This window comes from Stenotrophomonas sp. HMWF023, assembly GCF_003060985.1.
Taxonomy (GTDB): domain Bacteria; phylum Pseudomonadota; class Gammaproteobacteria; order Xanthomonadales; family Xanthomonadaceae; genus Stenotrophomonas; species Stenotrophomonas lactitubi.
In genome coordinates, this window is record NZ_QAIJ01000188.1 from 1 (window position 1) to 12,990 (window position 12,990).

General features: G+C 64.2%; 16 protein-coding genes and 1 tRNA gene. 14 read left to right on the forward strand and 3 right to left on the reverse strand.

Annotated features, from left to right (window positions below):
* The first annotated feature begins 148 nt into the window (after positions 1 to 148).
* The 8 genes from DBR20_RS22920 (at position 149) to DBR20_RS10040 (ending at position 4,179) form a co-directional block, all read left to right on the forward strand.
* Positions 149 to 616, forward strand: a complete 468-nt coding sequence (locus tag DBR20_RS22920; RefSeq protein WP_229979836.1) for a hypothetical protein — start codon at positions 149 to 151, stop codon at positions 614 to 616.
* A gap of 186 nt (positions 617 to 802) precedes the next feature.
* Positions 803 to 1,045 carry a hypothetical protein gene (locus DBR20_RS10010; protein WP_108266067.1) on the forward strand — a complete coding sequence of 81 codons (243 nt, stop codon included), beginning with the start codon at positions 803 to 805 and terminating at the stop codon, positions 1,043 to 1,045.
* 37 nt (positions 1,046 to 1,082) lie between these two features.
* The gene (locus DBR20_RS10015) at positions 1,083 to 1,490 is read left to right on the forward strand and encodes a DUF6869 domain-containing protein (RefSeq protein ID WP_146186985.1); all 408 of its coding nucleotides are present in this window, start codon (positions 1,083 to 1,085) and stop codon (positions 1,488 to 1,490) included.
* A gap of 178 nt (positions 1,491 to 1,668) precedes the next feature.
* A complete protein-coding gene (locus tag DBR20_RS10020) occupies positions 1,669 to 1,998 on the forward strand; it encodes a hypothetical protein (protein ID WP_108266069.1) in 330 nt (109 codons plus the stop codon).
* A gap of 30 nt (positions 1,999 to 2,028) precedes the next feature.
* Positions 2,029 to 2,433 carry a hypothetical protein gene (locus DBR20_RS10025; protein ID WP_146186986.1) on the forward strand — a complete coding sequence of 135 codons (405 nt, stop codon included), beginning with the start codon at positions 2,029 to 2,031 and terminating at the stop codon, positions 2,431 to 2,433.
* A 72-nt stretch (positions 2,434 to 2,505) separates the two neighbouring features.
* On the forward strand, positions 2,506 to 2,874 hold the full coding sequence (locus DBR20_RS10030) for a hypothetical protein (RefSeq protein ID WP_108266071.1): 369 nt from the start codon (positions 2,506 to 2,508) through the stop codon (positions 2,872 to 2,874).
* Positions 2,874 to 3,536 carry a hypothetical protein gene (locus DBR20_RS10035; protein WP_258223279.1) on the forward strand — a complete coding sequence of 221 codons (663 nt, stop codon included), beginning with the start codon at positions 2,874 to 2,876 and terminating at the stop codon, positions 3,534 to 3,536. Before DBR20_RS10030 ends, DBR20_RS10035 begins: the two co-directional genes overlap by 1 nt.
* 100 nt (positions 3,537 to 3,636) lie before the next feature.
* On the forward strand, positions 3,637 to 4,179 hold the full coding sequence (locus DBR20_RS10040; protein ID WP_181393063.1) for an adhesin: 543 nt from the start codon (positions 3,637 to 3,639) through the stop codon (positions 4,177 to 4,179).
* A gap of 7 nt (positions 4,180 to 4,186) precedes the next feature.
* Here the strand turns inward: DBR20_RS10040 and DBR20_RS10045 are convergent.
* Positions 4,187 to 4,263 (reverse strand) — tRNA-Arg (locus tag DBR20_RS10045).
* Positions 4,264 to 4,412: 149 nt separating this feature from the next.
* On the opposite strand from DBR20_RS10045, the gene ubiA reads away from it, so the two are divergent.
* Together ubiA and DBR20_RS10055 are read left to right on the forward strand one after the other, a co-directional pair.
* A complete protein-coding gene (gene ubiA, locus DBR20_RS10050) occupies positions 4,413 to 5,306 on the forward strand; it encodes a 4-hydroxybenzoate octaprenyltransferase (RefSeq protein WP_108266073.1) in 894 nt (297 codons plus the stop codon).
* Positions 5,307 to 5,482: 176 nt separating this feature from the next.
* Positions 5,483 to 6,907 carry a TIGR00366 family protein gene (locus DBR20_RS10055; protein WP_181393064.1) on the forward strand — a complete coding sequence of 475 codons (1,425 nt, stop codon included), beginning with the start codon at positions 5,483 to 5,485 and terminating at the stop codon, positions 6,905 to 6,907.
* A 101-nt stretch (positions 6,908 to 7,008) separates the two neighbouring features.
* Here DBR20_RS10055 and DBR20_RS10060 read toward each other — a convergent pair whose 3' ends face one another.
* Positions 7,009 to 8,673: an AMP-binding protein gene (locus DBR20_RS10060; protein WP_219927806.1), complete on the reverse strand. Its 1,665-nt coding sequence runs from the start codon at positions 8,671 to 8,673 to the stop codon at positions 7,009 to 7,011.
* Between the two features lie 309 nt (positions 8,674 to 8,982).
* Here DBR20_RS10060 and DBR20_RS22120 point away from each other — a divergent pair, with 309 nt between their 5' ends.
* A complete protein-coding gene (locus tag DBR20_RS22120; protein WP_165378361.1) occupies positions 8,983 to 9,144 on the forward strand; it encodes a hypothetical protein in 162 nt (53 codons plus the stop codon).
* A gap of 54 nt (positions 9,145 to 9,198) precedes the next feature.
* Here the strand turns inward: DBR20_RS22120 and DBR20_RS10065 are convergent, their stop codons facing one another.
* Positions 9,199 to 9,825, reverse strand: coding sequence for a YiiX/YebB-like N1pC/P60 family cysteine hydrolase (locus DBR20_RS10065; RefSeq protein WP_108266076.1), 627 nt, complete (start codon positions 9,823 to 9,825; stop codon positions 9,199 to 9,201).
* A gap of 80 nt (positions 9,826 to 9,905) precedes the next feature.
* Between DBR20_RS10065 and DBR20_RS10070 the strand changes: the two genes are divergently transcribed.
* From DBR20_RS10070 to DBR20_RS22925, 3 genes are all read left to right on the forward strand, one after another.
* The gene (locus tag DBR20_RS10070; RefSeq protein WP_108266077.1) at positions 9,906 to 10,418 is read left to right on the forward strand and encodes a hypothetical protein; all 513 of its coding nucleotides are present in this window, start codon (positions 9,906 to 9,908) and stop codon (positions 10,416 to 10,418) included.
* A gap of 72 nt (positions 10,419 to 10,490) precedes the next feature.
* Positions 10,491 to 12,329 carry a M3 family metallopeptidase gene (locus DBR20_RS10075; protein ID WP_108266078.1) on the forward strand — a complete coding sequence of 613 codons (1,839 nt, stop codon included), beginning with the start codon at positions 10,491 to 10,493 and terminating at the stop codon, positions 12,327 to 12,329.
* Positions 12,326 to 12,990: TPM domain-containing protein (locus tag DBR20_RS22925; RefSeq protein ID WP_258223285.1), on the forward strand; the 665-nt coding region annotated here is incomplete at its 3' end. The genes DBR20_RS10075 and DBR20_RS22925, both read left to right, overlap by 4 nt.

Here is a 12,990-nt window from a genome sequence, read left to right on the forward strand (position 1 = left end):
AAAAAATATGCGGAAACGCACTTCACTCCGAGCGGTGAAAAGCCTGGATTCTTTGAGGAGTTCTTTTTCAACTTCAGTCAAGATCCTCTGATGGACGCAATTCCAGAAGAGCTCAGGGTTGATGGCGTCATTTAGGATGGAGTTTGTGATGGCTGATATATATCCGGTCGGGATTGCTGCGCGTGGGAAGATCGTCTGGTTTGCGTGGGTTTCCGATGATTATGATCATGTGCTTTCGAAAAAAGGGAGGCCTGTGTCAGCTGGCAGTAAGGACGTTCTTGACTACGAGGTCGCTGCTTGCGGTGGGGCTCTGGACTGGGAGGGTGAATCGCTGCTCGACGTGGAGTCCTTGATATCCTCGGTCGATTCTGGAGTTGGAGTTAACCCAGATGCTGTTATTGATGCTTGGAATTTCATGACGGATCTCTTCAGGGTGGTAGCAAAAGCTCCGCGGAAGATGTTTCACGCCGATATGATGGATACGTATGACGCATTCTTCTCGCAATGCGATATCGCTCGAGCCGTTGGGCTGGCGTCGGTCTCCATCTCCAGACGTGACCTCGATCGTGCGAAGATCGTTTTGCAGAACGGGTTGCAGATGGTACTCAGCATTTAGCGGAACCCTTCTAGGCCTCTGATGTCTATTCAATTAACGAATGTTTCCCTGCGGATCTGGCACCCCTCCATGCGGGCGTCTGATATCGCGTTGGAGTTCGGTCTGACGCCCAGATTCTCAAGGACAGTGGGCGATCCACGCCCGCCATCTTCGGATGGGGGCCGGTACGAGGAAACGTACGTTTCAATGCAGCTCGTGCGCAAGGCGAGTGTTGAGTTGGACGAAGAGCTGCGTAGGTGGTGCGATGTGCTGTCCGCCAAGGCTCGGTTCTTGGATGAGATTGTCGGTGGCGGCGGGAAGGCGGAGTTCTATGTAAGTCTCTTTACCGAAGAGTTGGGAGGTTTTGAGCTTGATCACAGTTTGCTCAAAAGAATTGTTGAACTGAGCCTTGGTGTCTCAGTTGAAATCTATCCTCCTGTAGTGGGATGAAGCTGTTCGCTTGGCCTCTCGACCGGGAAAATCTGGGATGCATCGAAATAGAGCTATTGAATCAGCCGGAAAGCCGCATGGTGGACCGCAGAAGATCGCCGAAGCATGGGTTCAGTTCGATCGACTTCTCATGGGCGCCAGTGAGCGGCAATTGCACATGCAGGTGCTGGATGTTGTCGATGACATCATTCAGCGGGATGCCGACGGAGGGTGGGAATTCATTGAGGCCGTCAGGCAGATGGATGTGGATGCACCTCTACTATCCAATCTCGCTACCGGACCATTGGAGGACTACTTGGTGGCCCATGGCGAGGCAGAGATCGAGAGGCTGGAGAGCCTGGCAAAGCAGGACCCTTCTTTTCGTGAGCTGCTTGGCCAGACGTGGAAGAACTCCATGTCGGAAGAGCTCTGGCGGCGAGTACAGCGTGCCGCCCGGTCAGGCTGACTCTCAGCGCGCCGGGGAAGTTCCCGAGTGTGGACGACGCTGACGACACCCACCGATGAGCGCCCACGTTCTGGAAGCATCGCAGTGAGTACGGCCCTTCGGTGAGCTGGCACCCACATGGTGCGGAGCCGGCAAGAGTTGTGGTAACTGCAATCGTTCGAATGGAGAGGGTCACGCAATGAAAATGGAGAAGGTGGAACTACAGGCCGATAGTGTGGTGTTCTACTCGCCACGGGACGAAGCGCATTTCTTCGGCTGGCTGGATCAGATGGAGTGCGTCATGGACGTGGTTGGCCGGGGCCGGGTCATCTACATCCAGGTCGACAAGCGACGGGTGGATGCCGAGGCGCTACGCGACATATTGGCTTTCTTCCAGCGCTATCGTATAGCCATGGAACAGCTTAAAGTTTTCGATTCTGAAGCCTTCTCGACCTGGTTCAGGCGCAGTGACACCTATTGGTACCGCGGTGTTTTTGGCGCGCGTTCGCAAAGCACCGTTCCGGCATGATCTTCCTTTTCAGTTGAGGAGGTCCGTCTGTTGAACATTGAAAACCCAGTGGGACGGAGCATGCACTGTCTGCATGATCTGCAAATCGATGGACTCCGCATTGAAGATCGCCGCCGCCTTGCCCTCTCTCTGTCCACGGAATGCGGAAGGTATGTGCATGAGGTCATCTTCGATAACATTGTCCGCCTCAGTATCGATGGCTTCTCGATGCAGAACATCATTCTGGACCTGAGTGTCTTCACTGAGCGCGAAGCATCATTCGAGTTTGATCGCGCATGCGCCCTGCTTGGATTGGACCCTGCGGATCCGCATGAACTCGATGGGACGGGGTGCATTGTCCTCATCGAAGCGACGATCGGTGCCGAAATTGCATGCCTCATGTCACAGCCGTGGCAGCTCGTGCTCCATCAATCAGGTGGGAGCGTCCGAGTATGAGGCGAACGCTGGCTCTGGGCGGGGGATGGCCCAATTCAATCGGCTGCCAGCGCCAGGAAGGAGGTACCACGCATGATCCTTGAGTTCAACGAACTGCCTTGGCCGGACGCCACTCTGGTTGCGGTGTCCGTTGATCGCAGCAATCCGGGCAACCAGGATGAAGTAGTTGTCCACGTGCGCTGGCCCGACGGGTGCAATGCGCGGGTGGTGTTCCTTGAATGCCGCGGCGCGCGACTGGCGCTCAACTTCGGAGTTCTAGGTGAGGACACGATCGAGCGTGCGTATGTCGATGAGGAGAGCGAGGTACTGGCCGACTGCAGGCAGCGCTGGGCCGCCTCGGGGGTGTTGCTGCCAGAACTTCAGTGCTTCCGCATCGAAACCTGCACCACCGGCAGTTCACTCGACATCATGGCCATGGGCTGGCAAGTCGATCCGCAGTGATGGCCGATGTAGAAAGTTGGGCGTGGAACAGTATGAGTGAGGCGTCCGGTGCCCGGGCAGCAGCCAGTAATCCCGATGAGGTGGGTCTACCCACCAGCGGGTATCTGATCGGTCTGTGGCGCGGCAAGCGCAGGAAGATTCGGGGTACCCCAGCAAGGAGCGGCGTCGCAATGCCGATGGCTGGAATTTTGCGCGCAGCGTTGCTGCTCTTGCCAATGCTGGGAGGCTGCAGCATCAACAAATTTCAACATACGGAATGGAGCTCGGACTGGGTAGATGTTTTGTCCGACGCGATCTTCCCTGGCAATTCAACGACTCTGCCGCTTGACCGCATTTCCACGCTTGATCCGGCCAGTGAAGCCGCCATTGCGGAGTGGATGTTGAAGAATGCGTTGGTCGTGGTATCGGCATCAGAGGTTGAAGGGAAGATCGGTTCAATGCCGTTGAGTGGTCTGAAACCAACGCCCGGGGAGACCGTCTATCTCGTCAGGGCCGCGTCGGATGAAGGTAACGGCAAGCTCATCGGCTACATCAACGACAAGGGACTTCTCCTCATGTATGGGGCCATGGGTGGGTGCGGCGAGCAGAAGCACCGGGTGGTTGCTGTGAGCCTGCGGGAGAAGCCCGCCAACGTGTTCGGTCGATGCTCGGCAGCGCTGTAGTGCGCTGAAGAGTCGAGCAGCGGCAGTGTGCAGGTGCCCTGCCGTCGCTGCCGGATCATCCGGTAGGCGGCACGCGGAACATCAATGGAGGATCTGCAGCGTGACCAAGCATCTCGTCCTCTGTCTGGCCATTGGCCTGACCGCATGCGCCGCCCAAGAACCACGCGCGGACTCATGCCCGACAGTCGTCATCACCTATGCCGGCATCGCACGGGTGGATGGCATGACCTACGGCCGCTTCCAGATCAATCCGCATGGTTCTCGGCCACTGCAGCTGTTGCTGGCCAGCGCCGACAGACGCCTGTATGCCAGGACAGCCACCGCAGAGGTTCGCCGGATTGGCGAACAGGCGTGGCGGTCCTTCAATGTCATCCTCGAAGAAGTTGCGCCTCCGGCGGCACGGCTGTCGATCGCCCCTGGCGAGGCAATGACCGTGCTGTTCGACGGCGACGGCGCGTTTCTGCCCGGCGCGATCAGCGCTGGGGAGGAATTCTCGATCATCGTCCGCGACGTGCACGGCTGCGCCCACCGCTCGGTTCCCTTCCAGCCTGGCGTCAACGGAGCCGCAGCGGGGGGATCGGGAAGCCGAATGAATCCACGACCAGCGCGCCACGCCGTGGTGGCAGGCAGGGGCGAAGACTAAGGGAAGATGGCGCGCCCGGAGGGATTCGAACCCCCGACCAATGGCTTCGGAAGCCACTACTCTATCCGGCTGAGCTACGAGCGCGTGGTGGAACCGCCGCGCCGTCGGCCAGGGCCGGGGCGGGCATCGCAACGCAATGAGGCGGTGCGGGATGGGCATTCTATCCAGTTTCGCCGCACAAATCTCCCCCCGCCGGCAAAGTCGGTCCGAAGGCACAGGAGTATCCTAGTGTCATGGCTGATACCCCTCTTTCCGCGCCGCATCCGGCGCCGACGCCGCGCTGGCGTCATTACTGGAGTCTGATGCGCGCCGATCGCCCGATCGGCACGCTGCTGCTGCTGTGGCCCACCTGGTGGGCGTTGTGGCTGGCTGCTGGCGGGCTGCCGCCGCTGTGGACCCTGTTCGTGTTCACCGCGGGCGTCTGGCTGACCCGCTCGGCCGGTTGCGTCATCAACGACTATGCCGACCGCTGGCTCGACCCGCATGTGGAGCGCACCAAGGCGCGGCCGCTGGCGACCGGCGCGATCAGCGGCCGTGCGGCGCTGGCACTGTTCGCGGTACTGATGCTGGTGGCCTTCGGCCTGGTGTTGACCCTGAACGGCCTGACCATCGCCCTCAGCTTCATCGGCGTGTTCCTGGCCGCCAGCTATCCCTACCTGAAGCGCTACACGCATCTGCCGCAGGTCTATCTGGGCATGTCGTTCGGCTGGGGCATCCCGATGGCCTTCGCGGCCGTGCAGGGCGAGGTGCCGTTGCTGGGTTGGCTGCTGTACGCCGGCAACATCCTGTGGTCCACCGCCTACGACACCTGGTACGCCATGGTCGACCGCGAGGACGACCTGAAGATGGGCTCGCACTCCACCGCGATCCTGTTCGGCGATCTGGACCTGGTCATCCAGGGCATGCTGTACGCGCTGTTCCTGGCCACGATGGCGCTGGTGGGCGTGCGCGGCGGGCTGGGTGGGTACTACCTGGCCGGCGTAGTGGTGGCGACGCTGCTGGTGGTGTACGAGTTCTGGATCTGCCGCAACCGCGAGCGTGGGCCGTGCTTCAAGGCCTTCCTGCACAACAACTGGGTGGGTGCCGCGCTGTTTGCCGGTATCGCCGTGGACCTGGCGCTGCGTTGAGACGCGCAGCCGAGCGTGGGCTCGGCTCTACAGCTGACAGTGCTTCTGTAGCGCCCGAGCCCATGCTCGGGCGGCGGCGCACAGCGCCGGGCCTCCTGCCACCTACGACCAATAGGTGGCAGACAGCCCGCACCCCACCGCCCAGAATCAGGCCATCGAACCTGGGAGGGTAGGTGATGGCTTCGACGGCAGCAGTACAGGACGGCTGGATGGCGCGCGCCGCGCTGCGCTCGGCCGCTTGGGCGGAAAAATGGTTCCCCGATGCCTACGTGTTCGCGGTGCTCGGCGTGGTCATCGTCGCCGTGGCGGCGATGGGCTTCGGCGCCACCCCACAGGCCACCGCCAGCGCTTTCGGCGACGGCTTCTGGAGCCTGATTCCCTTCACCATGCAGATGGCCTTCGTGGTCATCGGTGGCTATGCCTTGGCCACTGCGCCGGTGGTGGCGCGCTTCATCGACTTCCTCGCCCGCGTACCGCGCACCGGTCGCGGCGCAGTGGTGTACGTCGGTCTGGTCAGCATGCTGGCTTCGCTGCTCAGCTGGGGCTTCTCGCTGGTGTTCGGCGGCCTGCTGGTGCGTGCGCTGGCCCGCCGGACCGAGCTGCGCATGGATTACCGTGCTGCCGGCGCCTCGGCCTATCTGGGCCTGGGCGCGGTGTGGGCGATGGGCCTGAGTTCGTCGGCCGCGCAGCTGCAGGCCAATCCGGCCAGCATGCCGCCGGGGCTGGTGGAGATCACCGGCGTGTTGCCGTTCACCGAAACCATCTTCCTGTGGCAGTCGATTGTGCTGACCGCCGTGTTGATCCTGGTCTCGTTGCTGATCGCCTGGCTGACCGCACCGGCCGCCGGCAGTGCGCGCACCGCCGAGGATTTCCCCGGCGCCGCCCAGGCCGAACCGGAACCACTGCAGCGACGCACGCGCCCGGGCGAATGGCTGGAATACAGCCCGTTGTTGACCGTGCTGCTTTCGCTGCTGGCCTTCGGCTGGCTGTTCAACGAGTTCGCCAACAAGCCGTTGGTCAGCGCCATTGCCAACCTCAACACCTACAACTTCATGTTCATCTCGCTGGGCCTGCTGTTGCACTGGCGTCCGCGCAGCTTCCTCAACGCGGTGGCCAAGGCGGTACCCAGCACCACCGGTGTGCTGATCCAGTTCCCGCTGTACGGTGGCATCGCGATGATCCTCACCCACGCCGCCGGTGGTGATGGCGAGACCCTGGCGCATCGGCTGTCGAGCCTGTTCGTGCACGTGGCCAGCACCGAAAGCTTCGCGCTGGTGATGGGCGTGTACTCGGCAGTGCTGGGCTTCTTCGTGCCGTCCGGTGGCGGCAAGTGGATCATCGAAGCGCCGTACGTGATGCAGGCCGCGAACGAACTGAAGGCGCACCTGGGCTGGGCGGTGCAGGTCTACAACGCGGCCGAAGCGCTGCCGAACCTGATCAACCCGTTCTGGATGCTGCCGCTGCTGGGCGTGCTCGGCTTGAAGGCCCGCGACATCGTTGGCTTCACCTTCATCCAGCTGCTGGTGCATATCCCGCTGGTGCTGGGGCTGTTGTGGCTGCTGGGGATGACGCTGGCGTACGTGCCGCCGGTGATGCCGTAGCGCAGACACGGGGTCATGTGGGGTCAGAGCCTCTCCGCTGGAGAGGATCCATCCCCGGGGTCAGATCCCTTTCGAAGGAAGGGCTCTGACCCCAGAGACCCTCAGCCAGCCGCCGCCTGCTTCTCGATCTCCGCCTTGCGCAGCAGGAAGCGCTGCAGCTTGCCGCTGGGTGTCTTCGGTAGTTCCGCCACGAATTCCACCTGCCGTGGGTAGGCATGGGCGGACAGCCGGCGCCGCACGTGCTGCTGAAGTTCCTGCGCCAGCGTGTCGCTGCCGCTGAAACCATCGCGCAGGATCACGAACGCTTTGACGATCTCGGTGCGTTCCGCATCCGGCACGCCGATCACCGCCGTCTCCACCACCGCAGGGTGTTCCATCAGCACGCTCTCCACATCGAATGGACCGATGCGATAGCCCGACGACGTGATCAGGTCATCCGAGCGGCCGATGAAACGGATCGAGCCATCGTCCTCGCATTCCACCGAATCGCCGGTGAGGTAGTAACGATCACCCAGCGCCGGCGTGTCGGCACCGTAGTAGCCGGTGAACCACATGATTGGCGACTGCCGCAGGTCCACGGCGAGGATGCCCGGCGTGCGCGGCGGCAGTTCGTTGCCGGCATCGTCCAGTACCGCGACACGGTAACCGGGCATCGCAACGCCCGATGACCCCGGCCGCAGGGCATGCTCCAGCGCGTGGTGGTTGTTCACCACCATGCCGGTCTCGGTCTGGCCGTAGTGGTCGAGCACCGTGGTGCCCAGATGGGCGGCGAACCAGCGGGCGATCTCCGGGTTCAGCGGTTCGCCGGCGCTGCTCACCACCCGCAGCTGACCCTTGATGGCAGCGCTGGCCTCGGAACCGGCGGCGATGATCTGCCGGTAGGCGGTGGGCGAGCCGGCAAGGTTGGTGACACCCAGCCGCGCGACGATGTCGTTCAATACCTGCACGCTGAAACCGGCCTCGCTGAAGGTGGTGGCCTGGCCCAGCAGCAGCGGGCCGATCACGGCGTAGTACAGCCCATAGGCCCAGCCGGGATCGGCGATGTTCCAGAACACGTCGTCTGCGCGCAGGTCTACGGCCTGTTGCATGTAACCGGCAAAGGCCAGCAATGCGCGCAGCGGCACCGGCACGCCCTTGGGACTGCCGGTGGTGCCGGAGGTGGACAGCAGCGCCATCAGTTCATCGCCGCGCAGCATCACCGGCGCGAAGTCGGGTGTGGCACCGGCGGTGCGTGCGCTCCAGTCGATGTCGCCGGCACGCAGTGTCTGTCCGGATGCCAGCACCGTGGCCACCTGCGGGCAGCCATCGACCTCGTCCAGCTTGCTGCGGTTCGTGCTGTCGGTCACCACCAGCGCGGTGCGGCCGGTTTTCAACCGTGTTTCGATGGCCTTGGGGCCGAACGCGGTGAACAACGGCTGGTAGATCGCGCCCACGCGCCAGGTGCCGAGGATGGTCGCGAGCAGGTCCGGTGTACGCGGCAGCAGGCCGGCCACCACATCACCCCTGCCGATGCCCTGCGCTGCCAGCACATGGGCAAAACGTGCGGAGGCATCGCGCAGGTCCTCGAAGGTGTACCGATGCAGTGCGCCGTGGACATCCACCCAGCGCAGCGCCAGCGCATTGCGACCGCAGTGGCGGTCGCAGCACTCAACGCAGGCATTGATGCCGGCCTGCAGGTCACCGTGCAGCTGCCGTTGCCCGTGCTCGATGCTGAAACCGGTCAGTGCCTGCTCGTAGGTGGGGCGTGCTGCGGTGTCGCGGGCCATGCGCATCTCCGGGGTGATGTCATCCGACGATAGGCGGCGCCCCGGCATGCTGCAAATGGGACCATAGGCGTAGGCGACCGCTGCGCACGCCCCGGCGGTGCAGGCCGCTGAATGCGTTCGTTTCCGGCGGCAGCATGACTACATGCCAAACCCGCATGAATCCTTCAGTGGCTTGTGCCGCAAGGGCTGGCGCGGGTTCATTCACGCGCGTACACATCCGTGTAGCCCGCTGACAACGCATGGTTAACCAATCGCTGCCGACGATGGCCCCGTCCACCGCATTCCGCGCGTGGCATTTGGAGATCGGACATGGCACAGCAGAACCAGAACCCGAACCAGAAGCAGCAGGGCCAGCAGAACCAGCAGGATCAGCAGCAGGAACGCGGCCGCGACCAGCAGCAGCAACAGCAGCAGGAACAGCAGAAGCGCAACCAGAACCAGCAGCAGGGCGGGCAGGACGAGGAAGAGTGATCCTGGCAGCCGCCATCCATCACCGACGAAGCCCCGCCCCGTGCGGGGCTTCGCTTATTCGAGCACGCCGATCCGCTGCAGCACCGTCGCTGCGGCCATGTCGTTGGGGTTGGTACCGGGCAGGTCCTGCGGAACGTCCATGCCCATGCCGCGATACAGGTCTACCCAATGCTGGGAGATCTCACCGGTCTGCGGGTTGCGGAAGTTCATCGGCTGCAGCGCGAACACATGGTGCGCACGAAATGCGCGTTCGATGAAGTCCGAGCAGTAGTAGCTTTCGTCGTTCAACACATAGGCGGTGTTGTACGGCTTGCCCAGCATCGTGCGCGCGGTGGCCACCGCATCGGTGATGGCATTCCCTGGCGGCGCGCGCAGGCGATAGACCACGACCTGCCGCTGCTTGCTACGCGCGTCTTCCCGGAACTGGTCCAGCGTCTGCCGGCGCGAGCCCTTCTCGTCGGCATGCAGCACCTCCCAGCCCTGCGGTGCCGAAGCCACCAGCGCGACATGGTCGAAGCTGGGCGCCCCTTGCTTTCCCGTCGCATCGTCGATGGCCGCGCTCAGGCCACCATGACCCGCAGTGACGAACAGCAGGTCGCCTTCACGGACGTCGATAGCCATCGCCAAGGCTGGCCACAGGGCGGGCAGCAGCAGGCCGATCAGGAGCAGGAGGCGGCGCATGGGCATCTCGAACAGGCGGAAGGCGCGATTGTAGGCGGCGGGCTAGGATGGTGCGACCCAACCGGCATCAGGACGATCCCATGAAGCTCCGCCGTTCCCTTGCGCTGCTGGCACCCGCCCTTGGCCTCGTGCTGTCCGCCTGCACGCCTGCGCCGCAGCCAGCGTCTGCTGAAGCCCCGGCCCCTGCAGCGGCACCTGCCAGCACAGCGAAGGCGGTGGAGCCGGCACCCGCAGTGGCGACCGCGGCGTGCCCCCATCCGGCGTTCGATACCTTCCTGAAGCACTTCGGCAACGAGATCACCCTGCAGGAAAAGGCAACGGCCGATCCGCTGCTGGACAGCTACGTTGACGCTGGCGCCGAGCCTGAGCCGCGCACAGTGGAGCGCCCGCTGGCATTGGCCGATGTCGAATGGCCGGTGATGCCCGATCCAGCCGGGCTGGCCGGGCAGGGCCGGGAGATGCAGGTGACGGCCGTGGCCGATGGGCAGATGCAGGTGCAGATCCGCACGCCGGACAGCAGCGACCAGCAGACCTATACCTTCGCGCAGAAGCCGTGCTGGACACTGGTCAAGCGTGAAGACGAGTCGATCTGAGGCCAGATCGGGACAGGCGCGGACCGTCGGCGGCTGCTAGGCTCGAAGCCCGATCAAGGCACGGAGACGCCGATGCAGGCCCGCAGGACGCGCACTACCACCGTTGTCATCGCCACGCTGTGGGCGATGGCCACCTCCCTCGGCGCACACGCACAGTCGCTGCACGCCGATGACCGCGCTTACTTCCCCAGCGCCGCCGCCGAACAGGCGGCACGGGTCACCCTGGGCGAGCGCGTGGAGGCATTGCAGAGCGCCACGGCGGGCGAGCCGGCCACGCGCTTCCGCCAGGCCGAAGCGCTGCAGGCACAGTGCCTGCGTCACCATGCGTATCTACATCTGCAGGCTGCCCGCAACGCACGCGATCGTCGCCCGGCGCAGGCGCTGGACCAGGTGATGGGGCTGTGCAGCCGTATCGCCCGCACCGGCAGGGCCGCCCTGCGTGAGGCGCCGGCGGATGCCCCCTGGCTGGCGTCCTATGGGTTCCTGCGCGCCCGCGCGCTGCAGGAAGCCGCGGCGCCGGCCAATGCGCAGCTGGATGATGCCGTGGATGCACTGGCCGATCCGGCGCTGGATACGTTCGCGCGCCTGCGCCGGCAGATCATGCACAGCGCGGAATACCCGCGTATCGAGGGTGCTGGCCGCAGCTGGGATAGCGGCGCCGACAAGCAGGCCCTGGCCCAGCACCCGGACCGTGCGCTGCGCGAGGCCGGCTGGAAGGGATATTGGCAGGGCGTGCAGTCGCGCCGTGAACCGATGGCGTCGGTACTGCTGGGTCTGGTGCAGGTGAATGATGCCGCCGCGCGCCTGCAGGGCGACGGCTCGGCCACCGCACGCGGCTATCGACGCATGGGCATGGATACGCAGACGGTTGACGCAACGCTGACGGCGATCGAGCGCCACGCGGCAGATCGGCGTGACTACCAGGACATGCTGCTGCAGCATGCCGGGCGCAGCGGTGTGGTGTCGCCGCAGCTGTGGGATACCACCGTGCCGGATGCCGGCTATACGCCACCAGTACTGACCCTGGAACAGCTGCGCGATACCGCGGCCGACGCCATGCAGCCGCTGGGGCCTGAGTATGTCGCCGAGCTGCGTGCGCTGCTGGATCCTGCGCACAAGCGCATGGACCTGGCCACGGTGCTGGGCAGTCGCAGCCAGGACGCGTTCCATGTGTTCGCACCGGACACGCCGGCACTGCTGTTCGTCGGGCTGCGCAGCGGCGATCTGGAAAGTGACGTGGAGATCGCCCATGAAGCAGGTCACGCCATGCATGGGCAGTGGATGCTGCGCGGGCATGCCTCGCCATTGCATCTCAATGGCAGTGCGTGGATGACCGAGGCCTTCGCCATCTACAACGAGCTGCGCTTCCGTGACCAGTTGTACCAGCAGGCGCAGGATCCGCGCGCCAAGGCGTACTACCTGAAGTCGCTGCTCGACGACATGGTGTTGCAGCTGTTCACGTCCTCCGAGGAGGCGCAGCTGGAGCAGTCGATTTATCAGGGCGTGGCCAGCAATACATTGGGCACTGCCGACGATCTGGACGCGCTCACCGGCCAGGTGCTGGCACGCTACGGCCAGCAGCCGCAGCGCTACCCGCAGCTGCGCAGCACCTGGATCGGCAAGCGCCTGATGTATGACGACCCGCAATATCTGGTCAACTACCTCTATGCCGGCTTGCTGGCGGTGCAGCTGTATGTGCAGGACCAGCAGGACCCGGAGGGCTTCCGCCAGCGCTACCTGACCGTACTCGGTGAGGGCTTTGACCGCGCACCGCAGGAACAGGTGGCGCAGTTGCTGGGTCATGCGCCGGACTGGCCGGCACTGGTCGACGCGGATCTGCAGGTGTTCGCGCAGAACGCTGCCCGGCTGCAGGCGCTGTATGCGCAGATCGAGGCCGGGCAGGGCACATGAGCCGGGTGCCACAGGCGCGCGCTGCCAGGCCGTGGGCGTGGCTTGCGCTGCTGCTCTGCCTGCTGCCGCTGCTGGCACTGGCGGCAGCCCCGATCCCTGCGTTGAATGCCCCGGTGGTGGACACCGCCAATGCGTTGTCGGCCAGCACCCGCGCCACGCTGCGCGAGCAGGCATTGCAGTTGCAGGTACGCAAGGGCGCGCAGCTGCAGGTGCTGGTGGTGCCGAGCGTTGGCGAAGAAGGCATCGAAGCCTATGCGCAGCGCGTCTTCGACCAATGGCAGCTGGGCCGTGCTGGCGTCGATGATGGCGTACTGCTGCTGGTGGCGGTGCAGGATCGGCGCGTACGCATCCAGACCGGTTATGGCCTGGAAGGCACCATTCCTGATGCGTATGCCGCACGCATCATCGACAAGGCGATCGTGCCGCGGCTGCGCGAGGGAGACCTGGACCAGGGCGTGCTGGACGGCACTGCGGTGCTGGTGGCGCTGGTCGATGGCGAGCAACTGCCGCCCTGGGAAGATTCATCGGCACGCAACGTGTTGCCGCCGGATTGGCGCACGGGGGATTCGGTTGTCGCGCTGACGTTGCTGGCGGGATTCCTGGCCGGCCTGTGGCGATCACCGCCGCGTCTGCTGGCGACCCGGACCGAAGCCGATTTCAC

Coding starts and splice junctions, on each gene's coding strand:
- DBR20_RS22920 (WP_229979836.1), top strand. CDS start 149: ATGGCTGATATATATCCGGTCGGGATTGCTGCGCGTGGGAAGATCGTC.
- DBR20_RS10010 (WP_108266067.1), top strand. CDS start 803: ATGCAGCTCGTGCGCAAGGCGAGTGTTGAGTTGGACGAAGAGCTGCGT.
- DBR20_RS10015 (WP_146186985.1), top strand. CDS start 1,083: ATGCATCGAAATAGAGCTATTGAATCAGCCGGAAAGCCGCATGGTGGA.
- DBR20_RS10020 (WP_108266069.1), top strand. CDS start 1,669: ATGAAAATGGAGAAGGTGGAACTACAGGCCGATAGTGTGGTGTTCTAC.
- DBR20_RS10030 (WP_108266071.1), top strand. CDS start 2,506: ATGATCCTTGAGTTCAACGAACTGCCTTGGCCGGACGCCACTCTGGTT.
- DBR20_RS10035 (WP_258223279.1), top strand. CDS start 2,874: ATGGCCGATGTAGAAAGTTGGGCGTGGAACAGTATGAGTGAGGCGTCC.
- ubiA (WP_108266073.1), top strand. CDS start 4,413: ATGGCTGATACCCCTCTTTCCGCGCCGCATCCGGCGCCGACGCCGCGC.
- DBR20_RS10055 (WP_181393064.1), top strand. CDS start 5,483: ATGGCTTCGACGGCAGCAGTACAGGACGGCTGGATGGCGCGCGCCGCG.
- DBR20_RS10060 (WP_219927806.1), bottom strand. CDS start 8,673: ATGGCCCGCGACACCGCAGCACGCCCCACCTACGAGCAGGCACTGACC.
- DBR20_RS22120 (WP_165378361.1), top strand. CDS start 8,983: ATGGCACAGCAGAACCAGAACCCGAACCAGAAGCAGCAGGGCCAGCAG.
- DBR20_RS10065 (WP_108266076.1), bottom strand. CDS start 9,825: ATGCGCCGCCTCCTGCTCCTGATCGGCCTGCTGCTGCCCGCCCTGTGG.
- DBR20_RS10070 (WP_108266077.1), top strand. CDS start 9,906: ATGAAGCTCCGCCGTTCCCTTGCGCTGCTGGCACCCGCCCTTGGCCTC.
- DBR20_RS10075 (WP_108266078.1), top strand. CDS start 10,491: ATGCAGGCCCGCAGGACGCGCACTACCACCGTTGTCATCGCCACGCTG.